The 22,545-nt window shown below is 42.2% G+C and carries 17 protein-coding genes and 1 pseudogene; 5 read left to right on the top strand and 13 right to left on the bottom strand.

The genetic code is table 11. The features are described 5' to 3' along the window. Positions 1–3 precede the first annotated feature (3 nt). The 5 genes from frdC to DQN58_RS04980 all read left to right on the top strand — a co-directional run bounded on the left by frdC (position 4) and on the right by DQN58_RS04980 (position 8,443). Positions 4–396, top strand: coding sequence for a fumarate reductase subunit FrdC (gene frdC, locus DQN58_RS05000; protein WP_006717357.1), 393 nt, complete (start codon positions 4–6; stop codon positions 394–396). A gap of 9 nt (positions 397–405) precedes the next feature. After that, positions 406–750 carry a fumarate reductase subunit FrdD gene (gene frdD / locus DQN58_RS04995; protein WP_006717356.1) on the top strand — a complete coding sequence of 115 codons (345 nt, stop codon included), beginning with the start codon at positions 406–408 and terminating at the stop codon, positions 748–750. A 212-nt stretch (positions 751–962) separates the two neighbouring features. After that, positions 963–4,424: a bifunctional proline dehydrogenase/L-glutamate gamma-semialdehyde dehydrogenase PutA gene (gene putA / locus DQN58_RS04990; protein WP_006717354.1), complete on the top strand. Its 3,462-nt coding sequence runs from the start codon at positions 963–965 to the stop codon at positions 4,422–4,424. 12 nt (positions 4,425–4,436) lie between these two features. Next, entirely contained in the window at positions 4,437–5,927 is a 1,491-nt protein-coding gene (putP, locus tag DQN58_RS04985; RefSeq protein WP_006717353.1) for a sodium/proline symporter PutP, read from the top strand. Positions 5,928–6,193: 266 nt separating this feature from the next. After that, entirely contained in the window at positions 6,194–8,443 is a 2,250-nt protein-coding gene (locus DQN58_RS04980) for a nitric-oxide reductase large subunit (RefSeq protein ID WP_006717351.1), read from the top strand. A gap of 99 nt (positions 8,444–8,542) precedes the next feature. Here the strand turns inward: DQN58_RS04980 and rlmKL are convergent, their stop codons facing one another. The 13 genes and pseudogenes from rlmKL to DQN58_RS04915 all read right to left on the bottom strand — a co-directional run bounded on the left by rlmKL (position 8,543) and on the right by DQN58_RS04915 (position 22,400). Beyond that, positions 8,543–10,690: a bifunctional 23S rRNA (guanine(2069)-N(7))-methyltransferase RlmK/23S rRNA (guanine(2445)-N(2))-methyltransferase RlmL gene (gene rlmKL, locus DQN58_RS04975; RefSeq protein ID WP_006717349.1), complete on the bottom strand. Its 2,148-nt coding sequence runs from the start codon at positions 10,688–10,690 to the stop codon at positions 8,543–8,545. Between the two features lie 138 nt (positions 10,691–10,828). Then, positions 10,829–11,656: a 3',5'-cyclic-AMP phosphodiesterase gene (gene cpdA, locus DQN58_RS04970; protein WP_006717347.1), complete on the bottom strand. Its 828-nt coding sequence runs from the start codon at positions 11,654–11,656 to the stop codon at positions 10,829–10,831. Positions 11,657–11,722: 66 nt separating this feature from the next. Beyond that, a complete protein-coding gene (gene nudF, locus DQN58_RS04965) occupies positions 11,723–12,346 on the bottom strand; it encodes an ADP-ribose diphosphatase (RefSeq protein WP_006717345.1) in 624 nt (207 codons plus the stop codon). A gap of 233 nt (positions 12,347–12,579) precedes the next feature. Beyond that, positions 12,580–13,260 (bottom strand): M15 family metallopeptidase, encoded by a 681-nt coding sequence (locus DQN58_RS04960; RefSeq protein WP_006717344.1) that lies wholly within the window; start codon positions 13,258–13,260, stop codon positions 12,580–12,582. A 1-nt stretch (position 13,261) separates the two neighbouring features. Beyond that, positions 13,262–14,395, bottom strand: coding sequence for a succinyl-diaminopimelate desuccinylase (dapE, locus tag DQN58_RS04955; protein ID WP_006717342.1), 1,134 nt, complete (start codon positions 14,393–14,395; stop codon positions 13,262–13,264). A gap of 124 nt (positions 14,396–14,519) precedes the next feature. Then, positions 14,520–16,322, bottom strand: a pseudogene (locus DQN58_RS04950) (TonB-dependent copper receptor); the annotation flags it as partial. 330 nt (positions 16,323–16,652) lie between these two features. Beyond that, on the bottom strand, positions 16,653–16,907 hold the full coding sequence (locus tag DQN58_RS09990) for a hypothetical protein (RefSeq protein ID WP_314310886.1): 255 nt from the start codon (positions 16,905–16,907) through the stop codon (positions 16,653–16,655). A gap of 226 nt (positions 16,908–17,133) precedes the next feature. Further along, positions 17,134–17,583 carry a hypothetical protein gene (locus DQN58_RS04940; RefSeq protein ID WP_006717339.1) on the bottom strand — a complete coding sequence of 150 codons (450 nt, stop codon included), beginning with the start codon at positions 17,581–17,583 and terminating at the stop codon, positions 17,134–17,136. Positions 17,584–17,668: 85 nt separating this feature from the next. Further along, positions 17,669–18,004, bottom strand: coding sequence for a hypothetical protein (locus DQN58_RS04935; RefSeq protein WP_006717337.1), 336 nt, complete (start codon positions 18,002–18,004; stop codon positions 17,669–17,671). 190 nt (positions 18,005–18,194) lie between these two features. Beyond that, positions 18,195–18,539 (bottom strand): ArsC family reductase, encoded by a 345-nt coding sequence (locus DQN58_RS04930; RefSeq protein WP_006717336.1) that lies wholly within the window; start codon positions 18,537–18,539, stop codon positions 18,195–18,197. 82 nt (positions 18,540–18,621) lie between these two features. Continuing rightward, the gene (gene htpG, locus DQN58_RS04925) at positions 18,622–20,505 is read right to left on the bottom strand and encodes a molecular chaperone HtpG (protein ID WP_006717333.1); all 1,884 of its coding nucleotides are present in this window, start codon (positions 20,503–20,505) and stop codon (positions 18,622–18,624) included. Between the two features lie 133 nt (positions 20,506–20,638). Further along, positions 20,639–21,802 (bottom strand): chorismate mutase, encoded by a 1,164-nt coding sequence (locus DQN58_RS04920; protein ID WP_006717331.1) that lies wholly within the window; start codon positions 21,800–21,802, stop codon positions 20,639–20,641. A gap of 145 nt (positions 21,803–21,947) precedes the next feature. Further along, positions 21,948–22,400, bottom strand: a complete 453-nt coding sequence (locus DQN58_RS04915; protein WP_006717329.1) for a hypothetical protein — start codon at positions 22,398–22,400, stop codon at positions 21,948–21,950. Between the last annotated feature and the right edge of the window lie 145 nt (positions 22,401–22,545).

Here is a 22,545-nt window from a genome sequence, read left to right as displayed (position 1 = left end):
ATTATGACTACAACAGTAAGTAAACGTAAAAAATACGTTCGTGAAATCACCCCGACTTGGTGGAAAAGTTGGGATTTCTACAAATTCTACATGCTACGTGAAGCGACTGCCGTGCCAACCGTTTGGTTCAGCTTAGTATTGCTTTACGGTGTGATTTGTTTAGGCAAAGCAGATGGATTTGTCATGAGTTTCATTCCATTCTTACAAAATCCACTTGTTGTTATTCTTAACATCATTTCATTGGCCGCTTTATTGCTCCATGCAGTCACATTATTTGATATGACTGGCGAAGTGATGTCAGGTACCACTGGTTTGCCGGCAAAACTCATTAAAAATGCTTTACGTGGCGCGTTTGTCGCCGTCACCGTATTGGCTTTAGTGTTAGTATTTATCTAGGGGGAAGTCATGGTTAATCAAAATCCAAAACGTTCAAACGAACCACCTGTCTGGTTAATGTTCAGTGCGGGTGGCATGGTAAGTGCTTTGGCTTTCCCTGTGTTAATTCTTATTCTCGGCTTCCTATTGCCTTTCGGTATCGTTAGTCCAGAGAATATCATTGCCTTTGCACACCACTGGCTAGGGAAATTAGTTATTCTCGTTCTCACAATTTTCCCAATGTGGGGAGGCTTACACCGCGTTCATCACGGTATGCATGATATTAAAGTTCATGTACCGGCCGGCGGATTTATTTTCTACGGTTTGGCAACACTTTATAGCATTATCGTGTTATTTGCCGTGTTCAACCTATAATCTCTCATCCCAAATGAAAAACTCCCTCACTGTAGGGAGTTTTTTATTTCTAGTCTCTTTTCAGTCTATAAAACGCACAATTCGTACATATTACGAACAACAAAACCTTATTTTTTATGTGACTTCAATCACAGAACGCCAAAAAAGTCATTTACTAATAAACACGCCATCTATATTTTGTTAACAATTATATAACAAAAGGAGGTTTTCTCATGCAATTCACACTATCAAAACAATATAGCCCTATTCGCCAAGCAATCACTGCAAACTATCGTTTAGATGAGAAAAGTGCGGTCGATTCTTTAGTGAAAACATTAGATTTTTCTCCGGAACAAGAACAACGCATCACAGACAATGCTATTAAGTTAATTAAAAAATTACGCCAACTTAAACAAAAACAATATGGCGCAGATGCCTTAATGCAAGAGTTTTCATTAAGCAGTGAAGAGGGAGTGGCGTTAATGTGTTTGGCAGAAGCCTTGTTACGTATTCCTGATGCACAAACTCGTGATGATTTGATTTATGAGAAATTACAGGAAGGGAACTGGAAATCTCACATTGGCAATTCCAATTCATTCTTCATCAATGCAGCCAGTTATGGCCTACTGTTTGGTAAAAAAATTAGCGAAAGCCTGGATGAAAACAGTTTATCGAATGCGCTCACCCGTAGTTTCTCCCGTTTGTCTGCGCCCATTATGCGTATGGCAATTATCAAATCTATGCAAATTTTGGGTAAACAATTCGTCACCGGCGTGACCATGCAAGAGGCGCTACAAAACATCAAACCACGTTACGAAAAAGGGTTTACCTTCTCTTTTGATATGTTGGGTGAAGCTGCAATGACTGAAGCCGATGCACAACGCTATTTCAATGACTATTTACACGCCATTGAAGAAGTGGGCAAAGACGCAGCCGGCAGAACCATTTATAACGGCAACAGTGTTTCCGTTAAACTTTCTGCGATTCATCCGAAATATAGCCGCTCCAAATATGATCGTACCATCAATGAGCTTTACCCTCGCTTAAAAGAACTCTTCTTATTAGCGAAAAAATACAACATCAGTATCAATATTGATGCGGAAGAGGCCAATCGTTTAGAGCTTTCCCTCGATCTTGTGGAAAAATTATTAGATGAACCGGAATTACAAGGCTACAAAGGCATTGGTTTCGTAGTACAGGCTTACTCCAAACGTTGTCCATTTGTGTTGGATTATTTGATTAATTTAGCCCGAGAAAAACAAGGCTATTTGATGATTCGTCTTGTTAAAGGCGCTTATTGGGACAGCGAAATCAAATGGGCGCAAGCGGACGGTTTGGACGGTTTCCCACTTTACACACGTAAAAATCACACCGATATTTCTTATATTGCTTGTGCAAAAAAATTATTTGCTGCGCAAGATGTCATTTATCCGCAATTTGCCACCCATAACGTGCAAACCATGTGCACGATTCACGAATTAGGCCAAGGTAAAAACTTTGAATTCCAATGCCTACACGGCATGGGGGAATCTCTTTATGACAATATTGTGGGGAAAGACAATCTGAATCGACAAGTGCGTGTCTATGCTCCGGTGGGTACACACGCTACCTTGTTAGCCTATTTAGTCCGCCGCCTCTTAGAAAACGGTGCAAACTCCTCTTTCGTTCACCAGCTGGTTGATGAAAACATTCCGGTCGAACAACTTGTGACACCACCATGGAAGCTTTATGCCAAATCTCATGGCGAGCCGAATAAGTCGGTTCTCAAACCGTTAGAATTATTTAAAAACCGTAAAAACTCCGCCGGTTTCGATCTGAGTAATGAATTGGAATTAGCAAGATTAGAACAAGCGCTGAATTCGGCAACCATTGAAAACGCTACCTCTTTGGTTGCGTTTGAAAATGCTGAAAATGCTGAAAATGCACCGGCACATCAAGTCACCAATCCGGCCAACCTCAATGAAACGGTTGCAGAAGTCGCCTTTTTAGCTGTGAATCAGGCGGAAAATGCGTTTGCCGCTGCCGACAATACCCAATGGAAAGCCAAAAGTGCGGTGGAAAAAGCTAACGTTTTACGTAATGCTGCCGACTTATATGAAGAACATTTCGGCTTATTGATGAAACTCGCCGTGGTTGAAGCGGGCAAAACCTTGCCAAACGCCATTGCTGAATTGCGTGAAGCCGTGGATTTCTTACGTTATTACGCCGTTCAATTAGAGCAGCTCGCAACACAAAATCACCTTGCCGAGCCCCGTGGAAAAGTACTTTGTATTTCTCCATGGAACTTCCCATTAGCCATCTTTACCGGCCAAATTGCCGCCTCTTTAGCGGCTGGCAATGCAGTGATTGCAAAACCGGCTGAACAAACCTCATTAATTGCGTACGCCGCCGTGAAACTCTTACACCAAGCCGGCATCCCGAAAGAAACCCTACAACTGGTGTTAGGAGCGGGGGATTTAGGGGCTGCGTTAGTCCAACAAGCTTTTGATGGCGTCGTATTTACCGGTTCAACCGAAGTGGCCAAACTCATTGAGCAACGTCTGACATTAGCAGATAACGATCCTGTGTTGATTGCGGAAACTGGCGGTCAAAACGTGCTTGTTGTTGATTCTTCAGCCTTACCGGAACAAGTCGTTGCTGATGTTCTCAGCTCCGCCTTTGACTCGGCAGGTCAACGTTGTTCCGCATTACGCATCTTATTATTACAAGAAGATGTGGCAGATCATTATTACAAAATGATCACGGAAGCCATTAAAGAATTAAGTTTAGGCGACCCACGTCTATTGGCTACCGACATCGGTCCTGTGATTGATGAAGAAGCTAAACAAAATCTAGAAAACCACAAGGCAGCCATGCGCAAAGTCGCCCGCGCTTATGCGGAAATCGACACGCCGACTCAAGGGCATTTTGTGGCACCAAGTGTGTATCTGTTGGATAACCTCGATCAAGTACAGCGTGAAGTCTTCGGTCCGATTCTACACATCGTACGTTATAAAAAAGATAACTTACTCAATGTCCTCAAAGCGGTAAATGAAAAAGGTTATGCGCTGACCGGTGGTTGCCATACCCGTATCCGCAAACATATGGATATTGTGGAACGCCACTTAAACTGCGGCAACTTCTATATCAACCGTAATATTGTAGGCGCGGTAGTTGGTGTTCAACCGTTCGGCGGACATGGATTATCCGGCACAGGGCCGAAAGCCGGCGGTGAGTTCTATTTGCAACGTTTAACCCGTACGCCTCGCTATTACAGCCAATTTGGCGATGAAAATACGCTAGGCACAACCAAACCGGTATTAGAAAGTATCACCGGTGAACACAACTCCTTAGCTTATCTGCCTTGTGAAGTAGCCATTCTCAACGGCGACTTAGCGGCAGCAGAAAAAGCGGCAGAAAAATTGCTTGCCAAAGGTTTTAGCATTTTGGTGGAACCACAGCATCCATTAGCCGCCAAAGCCAAACCGGGCATTCGTGTGGATACGAAGTTAGGTTATTGTCAAAAAGGCATTTATTTGACCGCACTTGATAAAGCTAAACGTCAATGGTTGGCTGAAAACAGTCAAGCTATTTTCAAATGTTACGACTGGCAAGATACCCAAGATTTACTGCCATTGTATGATGAGTTTTCTCGCAGTTATAACACCACTGCGGCAGGTGGAAACACCTCATTAATGTCCTCTCAAGAAGAATAAAAGGAGTGTTTTATGCAAATCTACATCACCTTTGGCCTCTATTTGGCAATTATTTTAGGCATTGGGTTATACGCCTATCGTTCCACCAAAAATTTTGATGATTACATTTTGGGTGGACGAAAAATGGGAAGTTTCGTGACCGCCATGTCAGCCGGTGCTTCCGACATGTCCGGTTGGCTATTAATGGGGTTACCCGGCGCGATTTTCTTATCAGGCCTTTCCGAAGCATGGATTGCTGTCGGCTTAACCGTTGGCGCCTATCTGAACTATCGCGTTGTGGCAGGACGCTTGCGGATTTTCACTGAGAAATATAGCAATGCGCTGACCTTACCTGAATTTTTTGCACAACGTTTTCCGCGTCAGAAAAAAGCGTTAAAGATTATTTCTTCAGGCATTATTCTCTTCTTCTTTACCATTTACTGCGCTTCCGGCGTGGTAGCGGGAGCGAAGTTATTCCAAAGCTTATTGGGCTTAGAATATTCCACCGCACTTTGGTTAGGGGCATTAGCGACCATTACGTATACCTTTATCGGTGGCTATTTAGCGGTTTCATGGAGCGACACCATCCAAGCCTCATTAATGATTTTCGCCTTGATTTTGGCACCGGTCATGGTATTGCTCAACATCAGCTGGGATGAAATCACGATGTCTTTGGAAGCCAAATCTGCTGTCACCGGCATTCCTTACAGCAACTGGCTGCACAATGTTTCCGGTATCGGCGTTGTCTCTGCGTTGGCTTGGGGCTTGGGTTATTTCGGACAGCCACACATTCTTGCCCGTTTCATGGCAGCAGACTCTGTCGCCTCTCTCGAAAAAGCCCGTCAAATCGGAATTTCTTGGATGTTCCTCTGTCTTGGCGGCGCCGTTGCAGTAGGGTATTTCGGATTGGCCTATTTCACCACCCAAAATATTCAACTATACAATGCAGAAGCGGTTTTCATTGAGTTAAGTAAAGCAATGTTTAACCCTTGGATTGTCGGTATCGTTTTATCCGCGATCTTAGCAGCGGTGATGAGTACCTTGTCCGCCCAATTATTAATGTGTTCCGCAGCAATTACAGAAGATTTCTATAAAGGTTTCTTCCGTAAAGGCGCTTCCAGCCTTGAATTGGTCTGGGTCGGTCGTTTAATGGTATTGTTAATCTCGGTGGTTGCCATCGCTATCGCACAAGATCCAAACTCTAAAGTAATGGGCTTGGTTTCTTATGCATGGGCTGGTTTTGGTGCCGCTTTCGGCCCAGTGGTGATTCTTTCTTTGTTCAACCGCAATATTAGCTCCAAAGCGGCATTATGGGGAATGTTATCCGGCGCTATCACCGTGGTGGTCTGGAGTCCATTAATGAAATACTTGGGCTGGGAAGATTTATCTCACCTCTATGAAATCGTCCCAGGTTTCTTGGTCTGTTCTTTCATCACCATTACCTCTTCCGTGTTCGCACCGGTACATCCGAAAGTGATGGAACAATTTGATGCTGCTTTAGCTGAATTTGAAGCACGACGCTAAAAAAGTGCGGTGATTTTTAAATGTAAAATAGGGCGGAATTTCCGCCCTTATCTTTTTCTATTCTCTTTAGGTTATTCCTATCTAAACAACGTTGCTTAATTTATAGCTATTATTTTTCCCTTTATATTTACTCACTATTCGGTAATATACTGCCTCTTTAAATCCGATATAATTAGTCAGGTATTTTACTTTCAATCGTAAAATCTGAATGTGTCTGACACAAATAATTAAGTTATCTACCTCTAATTTTCTCAAGGAGTGATCAAATGGGACAATATAAGAAGTTCTGGTTCCTGTTAGTTGCCGTGTTAATAGGAGCGTTCTCTATTCTCGGTTACTACGGGTTTGAAATCTATCGTGAAGCTCCGCCAATTCCGAAACAATACGTGACGGAACAAGGCGAACCGGTTATCACACATGACAATATTTTACACGGTCAAACCGCTTGGCAAACCACCGGTGGTATGCAATTAGGTTCCGTTTGGGGCCATGGCGCATATCAAGCACCGGACTGGACCGCCGACTGGCTACACCGTGAATTAACCAACTGGCTAGACATTGTTGCAAATCAAGAATACGGCAAAAACTTCGCCGATTTAAATGATGACCAACAAACTATCTTAAAAAGCCGTTTAACCAAAGAATACCGCGGCAGTAAAGTTGATGAAAATGGCACCGTAGTGCTTTCCGCCAACCGTTTAGCGGCAATCGATAAAACGGCGCAATACTATATTTCTTTATATGGTGATGATCCCGCGAGCAAAGCAACGCGTGAACACTTCGCCATGAAAGACAATACCTTGCCGAGCTTAGAAGCTCGTCAAGATTTAGCGAAATTCTTCTTCTGGACAGCATGGACTGCCTCTGCAGAGCGTCCGAATACCCATGCCACTTACACCAACAACTGGCCGCATGAGCCGTTAATCAATAACGTGCCGACACCGGAAAACGTCATGTGGTCTATCGCCAGTATCGTCTTCCTCATTGCCGGTATCGGTTTCGTGGTGTGGATTTGGTCATTTAAGCGTCGTGAAGATGAAAAAGACCCGATTTCCCCGGAAGTTGACCCGCTAACTAAATTGCAATTAACGCCATCGCAAAAAGCCTTAGGTAAATATTTGTTTACCGTACTTGCGCTTTTCTTCGTGCAAGTGAACTTAGGTGCCGTTGTGGCGCACTACACGGTTGAAGGTCAGGAATTCTATGGTTTAGATATTTCCCAATATCTTCCATATTCTTTAGTACGTACATGGCACATTCAAGCGGCGTTATTCTGGATCGCCATGGCATTCTTGGCTGGTGGTTTATTCCTTGCACCGATTATCAACGGCGGTAAAGATCCGAAATACCAAAAACTTGGCGTAGATGTTCTCTTCTGGGCATTGGTTGTCTTAGTAGTAGGCTCCTTCACCGGTAGCTATTTGGCCATCGCGCACATCATCCCTGAAGAATGGAGCTTCTTGTTCGGTCACCAAGGTTATGAATTCATCGACTTAGGTCGTTTCTGGCAAGCAGTGAAATTCGCAGGTATCTTATTCTGGTTGGTCTTAATGCTACGCGGTACCGTGAATGCGTTCAAACAACCGGGCGACAAAAACTTACTTGCCTTGTTCTTCGCCTCCGTTATCGCCATCGGCTTATTCTATGGCCCGGCGTTATTCTACGGCGAACACACACACTTATCTGTGATGGAATACTGGCGTTGGTGGGTAGTTCACCTTTGGGTAGAAGGCTTCTTTGAAGTATTCTCCGTAGCGGCACTGTCCTTCATCTTCGTAAGTTTAGGTTTAGTTTCCCGTCGCACAGCGACTGTGGCAACCATCACCGAAGCGGCATTGTTCTTAATTGGCGGTATTCCGGGAACCTTCCACCACTTATACTTCGCCGGTGCGACAACGCCAATTATCGCTGTAGGTGCCTCCTTCTCCGCACTTGAAGTTGTGCCATTAGTTTTACTTGGCCATGAAGCCTGGGAACACTGGGAAATGAAACAAAAAGCACCATGGATGGATCGCTTAAAATGGCCTATCTACTGCTTCGTTGCCGTTGCCTTCTGGAATATGTTGGGTGCGGGTGTGTTTGGTTTCTTAATCAACCCACCGATTTCCCTCTACTATATCCAAGGTTTAAACACTACCGCAGTACATGCCCACGCGGCATTGTTCGGGGTATATGGTTTCTTGGCATTAGGTTTCGTGTTCTTAATCGCACGTTACTTACGTCCAAACACACCATTCAACGACAAATTGATGAAATGGGGCTTTTGGTTGCTTAACAGCGGGTTGGTCTTAATGATCGTCTCCAGCCTATTACCAATCGGTATCATTCAAGGTTACGCGAGTATCTCTGAAGGTTTATGGTATGCCCGCAGTGAAGAATTCATGCAACAACCGTTATTCGACACCTTACGCTGGGTACGTTTAGTGGGTGACGTTGTATTCATCTTTGGTGCGCTTGCATTCTTCTGGCAAATTTTCACCATGGTTTTCTTCAAACCAAAACATATTGCCAATTAAGTAAATTGAGCAAAAAACAAAGCTGCTGATTTAAAATCAGCAGCTTTTCATACAAAGAGATACAAAAATAGGGCGGAATTTCTGCCCTATTTTGTTTTCTTATTTCAACGTCACCAGCCAACAATTATGAATTTGCTTATTGCGTTCAAAGTCCAACGGCAAGGTTTTGTGAGAAATTTCCACCGCACTTAAACCTAATTCTTCCAACTTAGCAAAATCCATTTTGAAACCGCGTTTGTTGTTAGAGAACACAATGGTGCCGTTCGGGCGCAGAATGCGTTTTAAATTTGTCATCAACTTAATATGATCCCGTTGCACGTCCCAACTGTCTTCCATGCGTTTGGAATTGGAGAATGTCGGCGGGTCAACAAAAATCAAATCAAACTGACGATCGCATTTTTCTAACCACTGCAAGCAATCCGCTTGAATCAGTTTGTGTTGTTTACCTTCAATGTCGTTCAACAACAAATTCTGTTCCGCCCAGTTGAGATAGGTATTCGACATATCCACGGTAGTGGTAGATTTTGCCTTGCCGAGCGCCGCATGTACCGTTGCCGAACCGGTGTAAGCAAACAAATTGAGGAAATCCTTGCCTTGCGACATTTCGCCGAGCATTTTACGGGTCAGGCGGTGATCCAAAAACAAGCCGGTATCCAAATAATCCGTTAAATTCACCCACAATTTCGCGCCGTATTCGTTCACATAAAAATACTCGCCTTTGTTCGCCAATTTTTCATATTGATTGGTGCCTTTTTGTTTTTGGCGCACTTTCAGAATCAACTTATTGGTTTCAATGCCGGTCACTTGCAAGATGGCATTCACCGCATCCAACAACCGTTGGCGGGCTTTATTTTCATCAATATTTTTCGGCGCAGCATATTCCTGCACCACAATGTGATCGGCATAACGATCCACTGCCAAATTGTATTCCGGCAAATCCGCATCATATAAGCGATACGCGTCTAGCCCTTGCTGCTTCGCCCATTTCTCAATTTTCTTGATATTTTTTTGCAGGCGATTAGCGAAATCCAGCGCGACTTCAGACGTTACCGAAGAAGTGCGGTCAAATTCTAGGGCATTTTCTACTGCACTTTGCTCTGCGCGCTCGGCTATTTGATAATTTTTCTGAACACAATCTAACGGGCCGTTTTTCGCTTTAAACTGACGATGAGAACGTAAGCGCAAGCAATCCAATAGACTTGGCTCACCACTGAAAATAGATGCGTTCCAGCCGGCAAATTGTTGTTTCAAGCGTTGGCCAAACACAGAATACAAGGCAATCAGCGCCGGCGTTGTGTCTAAACGTTCGCCGTACGGCGGATTACAAATCACCGTGCCTGCTACGTTCGGACTTGGATTTTTTATCGCCGCCACATCGCCCTGTTGCCATTGCATCAAATGCGCCACGCCCGCATTTTTAGCGTTTTGTTTGGCTTTTTGCAACACGCGATGATCCAAATCGAAACCATAAAAGTGCGGTGGATTTTCACGTTGTTTTTCGGCTTCCGCCAAGGCTAAAGCCTCTTCTTTCACCTTTTCCCACGCTACCTGATTATGCCCCTGCCAAAAATTAAAGCCCCAATGCAGACGATATAATTGCGGTGCGATTTGCGCTTCCATTTGTGCCGCTTCAATCAATAGCGTACCCGAACCGCACATCGGGTCCACCAACGGCGTACCTTTTTGCCAACCGGAACGCAACACAATCGCGGCCGCCAAGGTTTCACGCAACGGCGCTTTGCCGGTGTCTTCACGATAACCGCGCATGTGCAACGCATCGCCGCTTAAATCAAGCGACAGCACCACGTCATCACGATTCAAATACGCATGAATACGAATATCCGGTTGTTCTTTATCCACGTTTGGACGGGCTAGACCATGGCGTTCAAAATAATCCACAATGCCGTCTTTCACACGCATCGCGCCAAATTGGGTATGGCGAATTTCTTGGTTCGTACCATTAAAATCCACGAAAAAATGGACTTTTTCATCAAAATAATCCAACCAATTCACGCCCACCACAGCGGAATATAAGTCCAAATCGCTAAAGACTTTAGCTTGCACGATAGGCAATAAAATACGTGAACTCAAGCGGCTCCAAAGCAAAGTGCGATACAGGGTTTCGTCATCTGCCCAATAATGCACGCCGCCTTGCGCGACTTTGGCATCCTGTGCACCTAACTCGGTTAATTCGGATTTCAGAAGCTCTTCAAACCCACGGGCTGTGGTGGCAAAAAGTTGTTTCATAAGGTCTCAATGGTTGGAAAAAATTGGCGGGAATTATAGCAGTTTTAAGCGACTAAGTGCGTTGAAGTGCGGTGGATTCTAATAAAAAATAAAGGGGATTAAAAATCCCCTTTAAAAAATGACCGCACTTTTCAACGATCAATAACCTTCAACCTGCATATTCGGTAAAAAAGATGCCTGTTGAATACGTTTTACACGGGTTTCAATATGCCCGTCAGCATGTAAATCTATTTCGCGCCAGCCGGGCTGAGCAACATCCAGTGCAAAAGTGTTGCTGTCCGCTTTAAATTGAATACACGTAGAAGGCGTTGCCATCACTTGATAACCAAGCCATTCACTATCCACTTGTTGGTGAATGTGTCCGTATAGTAGGGCTTTGACATGCTTAAATGGCGCTAATACTTCCGCCAATTCATTGGCATTACGTAAGTTATGTTGATCCAACCAAGCAGAACCTGTGGAAAGAAGGTGATGATGCAATACGACCAAAGAATAGCGTTCAGGATATTCCTGCAATTTTAGCTTTAACCAATCCAGCTCTTCCGCTTCTAATTGTCCGTGTGGCACGCCCTGCACTTGGCTATCCAAAAGCAAAATTTGCCACTTATCCCCTAACAAAATATGTTTTTTCGCGCTGACAGTCTCTTCTTTTAGGATTTCAAACATTTTCGGCTGAAAATCATGATTCCCGGGGATCCAAAAGACCATTTTGTTGTTGAGCGCTTTCACGTCTTGACGAAAACGCAAGTAGCCCTCATCACTATTATCCTGTACTAAATCGCCCGTTGCTAACACAAGATCATAGTCGTATTGCTGTTGTTGAATTTCACTTAAAACTTGGGAAAAACTTGCTTGCGTATTGATGCCCAACAATTCACCGTTAGTATCTTTAAAAAGATGCGGATCCGTAATTTGAACAATACGGAACACGTCTTGTTGGGTGTTATATTGATAGGTATTTAACAAAGTAAACTCCTACTACTTAATATTAAACTTAGTCTAAATTACCTATGTCGTCAGATAATAAAATGCTTACAGCCATTGCTCTTTCAATTTTCGGTAATTTAACTCTAGCCATTGTAATCCGATTACCGCAATGCCATTATCAATTTTACCCTCACAAAGCCATTGATATGCTGTTTCCCTACTCACGACATGAACACGAATATCTTCATTCTCTTCTGCTAAACCGTGTAATCCGCCGACTGTGGTGCTATCCACTTTACCGACAAAAACGTGAATACGCTCCAGCACGCCACCCGGGCTATCCCATACGCTCAAACAATGTTGCATATGAGAAATCTTCGCGCCGGCTTCTTCTTCACTTTCTCGTAATGCCACGGATTCCGGTGTTTCGCCTTCCTCGACCATGCCGGCAATGAGCTCTAACAGCCAAGGTGATTGAGTTGACGTTGGATCATAAGCACCGATACGCACCTGCTCCACCAACACTACGTTATCTAACACTGGGTCGTAGGCAACCATAGCAGAGGCAGCACCTTTGACGAGCAATTCACGGGTCACCGTGCCGCTCCAACCGCCGGCAAAAAGTTTATGTTTGAATTGAACTTTATTTAGCTTAAAAAAACCTTGATAAATCGTTTCATCCTTCAAAATTTCAATATCTTTTTGAGTAAACTGCTGAAACTGATACATCTTTATCTCCCTAAATTACAGCTAGCGAGTAGGATACTTTCATTCAGTACAAAAAAAAATGTAATTCTTTGTAAAATTTCCGGATTTTTGAAGTAGCTCACAAAAGTCTAAGAGAAGAAAAGAGATGTGATAGAAATGTAACAACACATAAATCAAAAAAAGTGCGGTGTGTTTTTAACGTATTTTTTACTGCTGAAAAGTTCACTAAAAACACACCGCACTTTTTAATCAATCTATACAAAATACTGTTCAAAAATTTGAGGCAAATGCTGCTGTAATGTAGCCTTGCCAGCAATTTCTTCTTTTTCCCATGCCTGTAGCAACACCTCCGCAGAAAAAAGTTGTTTTGCTTTCTCCGCCAATGGTATGTAGCTGATATGCCAAGGTTCACGCCCGATTTTTTTCTCTGCCGGCATTTGCATAAAAGGCAAACTAAAATCAAAGTGCGGTAGATTTTCAGTGAGAAATTCACTCAGTTCAAAGAAATAACCGCCTTTTTCATATTCCCAAGGCTCAAGCTGTAAGGGTTGACCTTGAGGCAAAAGATCAGGATCGAAAATGTCAATTTCCGTACCCCAATGATGGCGACTCGCCCCCGGTAACGCCGACCAACGTAAAATAGCTTGCGCTTTTTGCCAATCGTCCAAGTGGGTCAAATCTAACGCATTACCTGCATCATCATGCACTTTGCGTTCACCGCTAAATTTGCCGTTCCAAATAAGTTGTTGGCGCGCAAAATCACGAAAGCTGCTGGCGGGTTGTAAATTAAAGCCATTTTTGACCGCACTTTGTTGCAGCCCTTGAAAGGCTTTCATTGCCTGCGCCTGCAAAAAATGATGAGTCGAATGCAGTGTCGGCAAATGCACCAAATGTTCTCGCGATTTGCCGGTCAACATGTCAGGGGTTAATTTCATCTTATTTGCCCAATAAATTGACTAACATTTGATGATAAATCTGACCGCACTTAGCGAGATCATCCACACTTACACATTCATTCACTTTATGAATGGTCGCGTTAAGCGGCCCAAATTCCACCACTTCTGCGCCCATCAACGCAATAAAGCGCCCATCAGAGGTACCACCACCGGTTTCCGCTTGTGGTGTAATGCCTGTGGTTTGCTCGATAGCTGCAGTTAACGCATCTAATAATTTACCCGGTTTGGTTAAAAACGGTTTGCCGGAAAGATTCCATTCCATGCGGTATTTCAACCCATGTTTTTCCAGCATTTCAGCGACTTTTTGCTTGATGATTTCATCGGTGACTTCCGTGCAATAACGCAAATTAAATTGCACGTAAAGCTCGCCCGGAATCACGTTATTGCTGCCCGTACCGGCATGAATATTAGCGATTTGCAAACTGGTCGGCGGGAAAAATTCATTGCCGTTATCCCACTGATAGGTTGTCAACTCTTGTAGGAATGGCGCGGCTTTATGAATCGGATTTTCCGCCAAATGCGGATATGCCACATGGCCTTGAACGCCTTGAATATAGAGGTTGCCTGTAATCGAACCGCGACGACCATTTTTGACCACATCGCCCAAAATTTTCGAACTGGACGGCTCGCCCACCATGCAATACGTGATTTTCTCACCGCGCGCCATTAAGCTTTCTACCACACGCACCGTGCCGTCTTTCGCTGTAGCTTCTTCATCTGAAGTAATTAATAAAGCGATTGTTCCTTCATGGTTTGGATTGGCTTTCACATACTCTTCCACCGCCACAATCATCGCAGCTAATGAGCCTTTCATATCAGCCGCACCACGTCCATAAAGCATGCCATCCACAATTTCGGCAGAAAACGGTGGATAAGTCCATTGGCTTTCATCCCCTGTTGGCACCACATCCGTATGCCCGGCAAAGGCAATCACTGGCTCACCAGAACCATGCTTTGCCCACAAATTTAAGGTGTCGTTAAAAGGCATCCATTCAATGTGGAAACCTAATTTTTCTAAACGTTCGGCAATGAGTTGCTGACAGCCTTCGTCATTCGGGCTGATCGAGGGTCGGCGGATAAGCGATTGAGATAATTGAATAATATGGTGTTTCATAGCATTGAGGAAATTGGCTGAATAAGTAAAAGTGCGGTGTAATTTAACAAAATTTCTTTTTTATTCAAATCTTATTGAACAAAAAATGGATAGCTTGGCTATCCATTTTGTTATTTTTGCAACATCAAAATTGCACTTGTAGCCGCATCCAATATTGACGGCCCGGTTCATTTACCCGCGTGGTTTGTACCCCTGCAGAAGGATCGGCACCTTTGCTGACGAATTCGGCATAGGATTTATCAAAGAGATTATCAATACCGCCCTGTAAAGTCACATATTTGTTAATCTTCCATCCTGCGTTTAAGGACAATGTGCCAAATCCGGCTGATGGGCCAATGTCTTGCCCAACAATATTACCTTGCCCTTCGGCATAGCGTTTTTGGGCAGAAACCACTCGCCATAACAAACCTACGCTCAAGGTGTCGTTATCCCAAGTTAATGAGTTTTTCCATTCTAACGGAGGCGTTTGAGCCAGCGGGCGATCATCGGTACGGTTTTTACCGTAGGTGTAAGCAAGGCTACTGCCGATTTCCCAATGTTCGGCAAATTTCCATTTACCCTCAACCTCACCGCCTAAACGGGTCGCTTTCACATTGCGGGCTGTCGCATTGTTATTTATGCTTTCTAACATAATAAAATTATGCACATCACTGCCAAAAAACGAGAGGGAAAGATCAAAAACATCATTTTTCCAAATCAGTCCCGTATCAATTTGACGATTCTGTTCTTTATTCAACACTTGGCTTACACGACGCTCCCAATAATCCGGCGCACGCTCGGCAACGCCTAAACCGGCATAATATTTAATGCCATTGATTTCTTCTTCCCAACGGAAGAAACCCGCGTGTAAATCATAGGTGCGTTTTTTATTCGGATGATTTGCCATCAAGGTATCGTATTCCGCCTTCACTTCATCATAACGATAACCTGCTATGAACTTACGGCTATCATTAACCGTCCATGCCCCTTCTGCAAATCCGCCCCATTGGGTGAAGTTTTGTTGCGGCTGATAAGGTTTATGCGTATAGCCTTCACCGTGCATTTCCATGCGAGCAAGGTGTTTGTCGCGCATATAATCAATTCCGGTCTGCAAATTAATATCCGGCCAATCAAAGGTCGCTTTTAGGTGTCCGGTGTCTGTTTCACGTTTTGGATTCATTGCTTTTTTGACTTGGCTTCCCATCATGCGCAAATAGCGCAAGCTATAAGTATCCATCACATGATCGATCTTGCTTTGACCGTAGCGCAACTCAAGCTCAGTAAACCATGGCGCAATATTACGTTGCACAAAACGCACATTCCATGCATCGCGGTCAAATTTACTGCCGTCCATCATACGATCCGCATAAGCCGCTTCACCTCGGCTACGCTCATAGGTTCCTGTCAGCAATGTATTTTCTGTCGGAGTAAGGCCAAGTTGTAGCATTTGGTTACGACGTTCAAAGGAAGAATGAATGCGATTACCGTCACCATCTTTGTAATTGCCGGCTTCATTATGTGACACACTGGTACGTAAATAACCGTATTTACCGCCGGCCATCGCATCAAAATAAGCATCATGACGTTTATTTCCGCCAAGGGTTAGGCTGCCGTTTAAATAAGTGTTTTGCGTATCAAATTCAGGTTCTTTCCGCACAAAACGCACCGCGCCTGCAACCAACCCCGTCCCTTGTGTCACCGTTTGTGGTCCTTTAGTCACCACCACTTCATCATAAGCCGATGGGAAAATATATGCTGTAGGTGGATCCATTCGGTTGCTACAACCACCATGAATAAATTGATCATCCGCCTGAATACTCAAACGGGAGCCACCCAATCCCCGAAATAAGGGGTCACCGGAACTCCCGCCTTTACGAATCACACTCATATTTGCAACGGATTGCAATAAATCTGCCCCATCACCAGCCGGCAAAGGTTGAAGCGTCGTTTTAGGGTTAAGTTTTACCGTATTCGCACTCTTTTGCTACACACCGGTCACAACAATCGGAGCAAGTGAGGTGGTAAATTGAGGCTCCTCCGCAAACGCATTGGATAAAAAGAACGGAAGAGGAAGAAGGGCAAAATAAGATTTGTTATGCATAATCAATCCCTTGTTTTGGCACTTGAGTCATAAAAACCACAATTCAACCACATAAAATCTTTCAAACAAATACCAACAGTTATGAAACATTTATCACATCAATGATTGAGATTGTAACAATACTGTAATGAATCTTATTCTTATTAAGAACAAAAGGCAAGGTTAAAAGATGACTATTTACTTATGCATTTCTGGTAAACATACTACTGCCAGCACCAATTGAACTATCCCCAAAATAGTACAAGGAAGGCCTAATAAAAAATAAGTGCCTATAATTGTATCAATAGTGCTATTCCAGTTTAAATCAACAAAATGCAAAGATAATCCGACGATAATAGGGATTAAAAAAGGTATAAAAAATGCCACCAATAAATACCGCCCATAATAGCGACTTGCTTTTTCTCGAGTAACAAAAAAGATAAGTGTTGCCATCACCCCAGGTATAAATGAAATAAGAAAAGAAAGAAAAAATGCCTCTCCAACAAATTCAGAAATAATGACTGCACATAATAATGCAATAAAAAAGCTCCCAATAAAAAACGCGGTATAGCCTTTTGTAATGCATTATTCATCTTTATATTTCCTTTCAAATAAAATGAATAGCTCTAATAAGCAGATAAGAAAGCCTCCAGCTTCAATAAAGAATAAGGTTAAGCGGTTACTGTGCGTCCCATATTTTTATAAAACACGCTTGTGCTAATACCAGTTGAACTACTCCCAATATACAAGCCAAAATACCGTGCGTTAGATAATACTCTACAAGCGTATCAATAGCATCATGCCAACTGTTTAAATAAATCAAATCGAATAATGTGGCCAGGATCGGAATTAAAAAGGGCGGCATCAAAAGTGCCAGTACCAAATACCGCGAATAGTAGCTACTTGCTTTTTCCTGAGTGATGTAAAAAACAAACGTTGTAATCGCACTAGGTATAAATACGATAAAAAAAGTATAAAAAAATACCCATACCACGTCATCTGATGAGCTGCCATCCATTGAAGCAAGAAATAAATCAACGACGACTGCGCATACTAATGCAATAAAAAAACTCCCAATAAAAAAACGTCGTATAGCTTTTTGCTGTTCACTTTTTTGTTCATTATTCATTTTTATATTTCCTTTCAAATAAAATTAATAACTCCAATAAGCAGAAAAAAAACCTCCAGCTTTAATAAAGAATAAGGTTAAGCGGTTACTGTGCGTCCCATATTTTTATAAAACACGCTTGTGCTAACACCAGTTGAGCTACTCCTAATATACCACAAGGAATGCTGTACCCTAGATAATTCGCTACAAGCATATCAATAGCATCATGCCAACGGTTTAAATAAATCAAATCGAATAATGTGGTCAGGATCGGAATTAAAAAGAACGGCATCAAAAGTGCCAGTAAAAAATACCGACAATAGTAGCTACTTGCTTTTTCCTGAGTGATGTAAAAAACAAACGTTGTAATCGCACTAGGTATAAATACGATAAAAAAAGTATAAAAAAATATCAATACCACCTCATCTGAGCTGGGAGTCATTAAAGTAATAAATAAATAACCGAGGGCAGCGCATACTAATGCAATAAAAAAACTCCCAATAAAAAACGTCGTATGGCTTTTTGCTGTTCACTTTGTTGTTCATTATTCATTTTTATATTTCCTTTTTTAATCAAAATTAGTAGTTCTAATAAGTAGATAAACAAGTAAAAATAAATTCTCTACTTTAATACTACTTAAATGCTGTAATATATTCTTTTTCGTTGAAGCCAATCAATGCCTTACCATCTTGCAAAATAATCGGGCGTTTGATTAACGTTGGATTTTCAGCTAATACGGAAAGTGCGGTAGATTTCGAGAGTGTATTTTTCACATTTTCATCAAGATTACGCCAAGTCATACTACGTTTATTGACTAAATTTTCCCAACCAAATTGGGCTTCTGCTTGTTGTAAGAATTGAGTATCTAATCCATCCACACGATAATCATGTAATTTATGTTGAATATTATGTTCAGTTAGCCACTTCAATGCTTTTTTCACCGTATCGCAGTTTTTAATGCCATAAACAATAATCATATTCTCACCTCTAAAAATAAAAAATCCTCAATCTTATTCAGACTGAGGATTTTAACCATTACATTAATCAATCACAAATAGATTAGCTCAATAACTTATTGATGCGCTTAATAAACGCCGCCGGATTTTCTAACGAACCGCGCTCTGCAAGCATAGCTTGCTCTAACAACAATTCCACCCAATCGGCAAATTCCGCTTCATCGGCAGTGTCAGCCACTTTTTTCACCAAGTGATGTTCCGGATTTAATTCAAACGTGTATTTCACTTCCGGCACAGGCTGACCTGCCGCAGCAAAAAGTTTTGCCATTTGCGTGGTCATTTGGTCATTACCGGTGGAAACTACTGCCGGTGTATCCGTTAAACGGTGAGTTAAACGCACTTCTTTCACGCGTTCGCCCAGCAAGGTTTTTATGCGCTCAATAAAACTATCAAAGGCTTTGTCTTGTTCTTTTTGCGCTTCGTTTTCTTCTTTATCCGCCAAATCACCTAAATCCAAATCGGCTTTCGTGATAGTTTGAAGTGATTTGCCATCAAATTCCGTTAAGTAGCTTAACATCCATTCGTCAATACGATCGGAAAGCAATAAGACTTCAATGCCTTTTTTATTGAATAATTCCAAGTGCGGGCTGTTTTTGGCCGCTACATAGCTGTCTGCTGTGATGTAATAGATGGCTTTTTGCCCTTCTTTCATGCGGGCAACATAGTCTTCTAATGACACGGTTTGTTCACTGCTATCTTTGTGGGTAGAGGCAAAACGCAATAATTTCGCAATGGTTTCTTTATTACCAAAATCTTCTGCCGGACCTTCTTTTAGCACTAAGCCAAATTCTTTCCAGAACTGCTGATATTTGTCGGCATCCTCTTTCGCCAATTTCTCTAACATTTGCAATGAACGTTTGGTTAACGCTTTACGTAACGCTGCCGTGGTTTTGTTGTCCTGCAATATTTCACGGGATACGTTTAACGGCAAGTCATTGCTGTCGATTAACCCACGCATAAAACGCAGATAATTCGGCATGAATTGCTCCGCATCATCCATAATAAACACGCGTTGTACATAGAGTTTCAAGCCGTGTTTATGTTCACGGTTGAATAAATCCCAAGGCGCTTTAGACGGCACATAAAGTAAACTGGTGTACTCTTGGTTACCTTCCACTTTGTTGTGCGCCCACAATAACGGATCCGCAAAATCATGGCTTAGATGCTTATAAAACTCTTTGTATTCCTCATCGGAAATGTCGTTTTTAGAACGTGTCCAAAGGGCATCCGATTTATTGATTTTTTCCCATTTTTCACCGATTTCTTTGCCTTCGTCATCATATTCTTTGGTAAGCATTTCCACCGGCAAACCAATATGATCGGAATATTTACCGATAATTTCACGCAAACGCCATTCATTTAAGAATTCTTTTTCGTCCTCACGTAAATGTAAAATCACGTCAGTGCCACGGGATTTTTTCTCAATATCCGCCACGGAATACTCGCCCTCTCCGGCAGATTCCCAAAGCACGCCTTTATCCGTTGCCTCACCTGCCGCACGGGTTTTCACCGTCACTTTATCGGCAACGATAAACGCCGAATAGAAACCCACACCGAATTGACCGATAAGCTGACTGTCTTTCGCTTGATCTTGCCCAAGTGCGGTCAAAAATTCTTTTGTTCCGGATTTGGCAATTGTGCCCAAATGATCAATAACCTGTTCACGGGTCATCCCAATCCCATTATCGCTGATGGTGAGGGTGCCTTTATCCGCATCAAAACTGACGCGCACACGCAATTCGCCGTCACCTTCATATAAAGCCGGATTAGACAGGGCTTTGAAACGCAATTTATCCGCCGCATCGGAGGCATTTGAAATCAGCTCGCGCAAGAAAATTTCTTTATTGGAATATAAAGAATGAATCATTAATTGGAGAAGTTGTTTGACTTCCGATTGGAAGCCACGGGTTTCTTGATTTGTACTCATATTCTTCCTACTTATGTTGAATAAATTGAAAACGTTATGGATATAAGTGCGGAAGGTGAAATTTCAAGAGCAGGAAAGAAGAAAAGTGCGGTGGAAAATTTATCTGTTTTTCCACCGCACTTTCTTTAGATATTTATTTCGGCAAGGCTGTTGGCTTTACTATTTCGCTAGGATAACAACCAAGAATTTTGAGATAGTGGCTAAATTGTTTTAATTCTTCCAACGCCGATTGCGTATCAGGATGATGAATATTGGCTTCAATTTCCAAATAAAACATCTCCTCCCAAGGCTTCCCATAAATCGGACGTGACTCCAATTTTGTCATGTTGATATGGTGTTTTTTAAATACCAACAACGCATCGACCAAAGCGCCCGCCTGCTGCCCCGTACTCATTAACAATAGGGTTTTTGTATGGATTTGCGGTGAAACACTGTGCGGCTTTTTGGCAATGACAATAAAGCGTGTAATATTATTTTCCTGATTGGCAACATTACGCTTCAGCACGTTCAAACCATATAACTTACCACCATCCTCATTGCCCAAAGCGGCAATATTCGGTTTATTCAAGCCTGCAACTAATTGCATGGCGTGCGAGCTACTTTCGCAATATTCAATATGCACACGTTCTAAGCCGTGAATAAAGTGGCTGCATTGCTGAATCACTTGGGGATGACTATATAACGTATCGATTTTACTTAAATCATCTTGCCCATTTACCAAGACACAATGTTGAATAGGGTAAGCCAATTCACCTACCAAAAACAAATCGGTGTGCTGCAATAGGTCATAAACTTCGTTTATGGCACCGGATGTCGTATTTTCTAATGGAAGAACCCCATAATCGGCTTCACCATGTTGTACTTTAGCAAAAACCTCATCAAAACTGGCACAACTTATTTCCACTAATTCTTCTTGATATCGAGTAGCATAATTACGCGCCGCCAAGTGAGAATAAGACCCTCGCTTACCTAAAAAGGCGATATGAATATTCTGTTCACGTTGCGCATTCAGTTTTTTCTGCAAATACACTTGTTGCGTCAGCACCGAATCTTCAATAATTTTTTGGAAAATTGAGGTGATGTATTGCGGTTCTAATTGGTAATTTTCATTTTCGGCAAATTGCACCAACTCTTGTAGTAATTGCTCCTCACGCTCTGCATCACGCAACGGTTTCTGGGTAAGTTCCTTGCTACGAACAACATCAAACGCTAAACGATGACGCTCAGAAAGGAGCTTTAATAAACTGCGATCAATTTGGGTAATTTGTTGTCGAATTTCACTTAAATCCAATGACATAAGCTTTCCTTTATTTAAATACTAGGACATCTTTCTCTATTCACATTTAGTGATGTCAATAAAGCCCGTATTCATTCATAAACGACTTATTTATTCTGAAATGGGCATAGGAAACATTGCTATTTTTAACCGCACTTTAAGCCTGTTATTGATGCATTAGGCTCTCAATATTTTCAGGCACTTCCCTACCATCTGCGGAAAACTCCATCAACATGGAAGAAATCGTTTCTTTTTTACATTGATAACGTTTAATCAATTTTCCACTCTGATCTTGACGAATTTCCAAAGAAACGTTGGTATAGCCTGTTTTATCCGAATCATCTTCCCTGACCAGAAACCAACGATTATCAGCGGACTTAGGAGGAAAATATATTGTACTTTGCGTTGCATAGGGTTGAAGGTAAATCTTATCTATTGTTGTTTCAACCACTACAGCATTATCAAGAGATAAACTAAACAACTGACTTTCCGGAACAAAAATGAGTTTTAAATCCTTCCCCTCAAATGTCTTGCAAGTAACGGCATCAACAATAATATCACTTGCTGCAAAAGTCACATTGGATAAGCTTAATAGAAATAGAAAGAAGAATTTTTTCATTTGGTTTTCTCTGTTAGGTTATGGATTATTGGTATTCATTAAATCAAAAGACAAATAAAAACATTTTAATTTCTGACCGCACTTTTTATAAGCCACACTAATAAAATGCCTTTTAAAGGATAAAAAAAAGCTATATTTCATTGAA

The sequence above is a fragment of the Aggregatibacter segnis ATCC 33393 genome (assembly GCF_900476035.1).
Lineage (GTDB): Bacteria > Pseudomonadota > Gammaproteobacteria > Enterobacterales > Pasteurellaceae > Aggregatibacter > Aggregatibacter segnis.
The sequence above is the reverse complement of the archived record's forward strand: the minus strand, read 5'-3'. Positions and strand labels throughout refer to the sequence as shown.

Excerpts from the sequence above, each read along its gene's own strand:
- frdC (WP_006717357.1), top strand. The coding sequence starts at position 4 with ATGACTACAACAGTAAGTAAACGTAAAAAATACGTTCGTGAAATCACC.
- frdD (WP_006717356.1), top strand. The coding sequence starts at position 406 with ATGGTTAATCAAAATCCAAAACGTTCAAACGAACCACCTGTCTGGTTA.
- putA (WP_006717354.1), top strand. The coding sequence starts at position 963 with ATGCAATTCACACTATCAAAACAATATAGCCCTATTCGCCAAGCAATC.
- putP (WP_006717353.1), top strand. The coding sequence starts at position 4,437 with ATGCAAATCTACATCACCTTTGGCCTCTATTTGGCAATTATTTTAGGC.
- DQN58_RS04980 (WP_006717351.1), top strand. The coding sequence starts at position 6,194 with ATGGGACAATATAAGAAGTTCTGGTTCCTGTTAGTTGCCGTGTTAATA.
- rlmKL (WP_006717349.1), bottom strand. The coding sequence starts at position 10,690 with ATGAAACAACTTTTTGCCACCACAGCCCGTGGGTTTGAAGAGCTTCTG.
- nudF (WP_006717345.1), bottom strand. The coding sequence starts at position 12,346 with ATGTATCAGTTTCAGCAGTTTACTCAAAAAGATATTGAAATTTTGAAG.
- DQN58_RS04960 (WP_006717344.1), bottom strand. The coding sequence starts at position 13,260 with ATGAAATTAACCCCTGACATGTTGACCGGCAAATCGCGAGAACATTTG.
- dapE (WP_006717342.1), bottom strand. The coding sequence starts at position 14,395 with ATGAAACACCATATTATTCAATTATCTCAATCGCTTATCCGCCGACCC.
- DQN58_RS09990 (WP_314310886.1), bottom strand. The coding sequence starts at position 16,907 with ATGGCAACACTTATCTTTTTTGTTACTCGAGAAAAAGCAAGTCGCTAT.
- DQN58_RS04940 (WP_006717339.1), bottom strand. The coding sequence starts at position 17,583 with ATGAATAATGAACAAAAAAGTGAACAGCAAAAAGCTATACGACGTTTT.
- DQN58_RS04935 (WP_006717337.1), bottom strand. The coding sequence starts at position 18,004 with ATGACTCCCAGCTCAGATGAGGTGGTATTGATATTTTTTTATACTTTT.
- DQN58_RS04930 (WP_006717336.1), bottom strand. The coding sequence starts at position 18,539 with ATGATTATTGTTTATGGCATTAAAAACTGCGATACGGTGAAAAAAGCA.
- htpG (WP_006717333.1), bottom strand. The coding sequence starts at position 20,505 with ATGAGTACAAATCAAGAAACCCGTGGCTTCCAATCGGAAGTCAAACAA.
- DQN58_RS04920 (WP_006717331.1), bottom strand. The coding sequence starts at position 21,802 with ATGTCATTGGATTTAAGTGAAATTCGACAACAAATTACCCAAATTGAT.
- DQN58_RS04915 (WP_006717329.1), bottom strand. The coding sequence starts at position 22,400 with ATGAAAAAATTCTTCTTTCTATTTCTATTAAGCTTATCCAATGTGACT.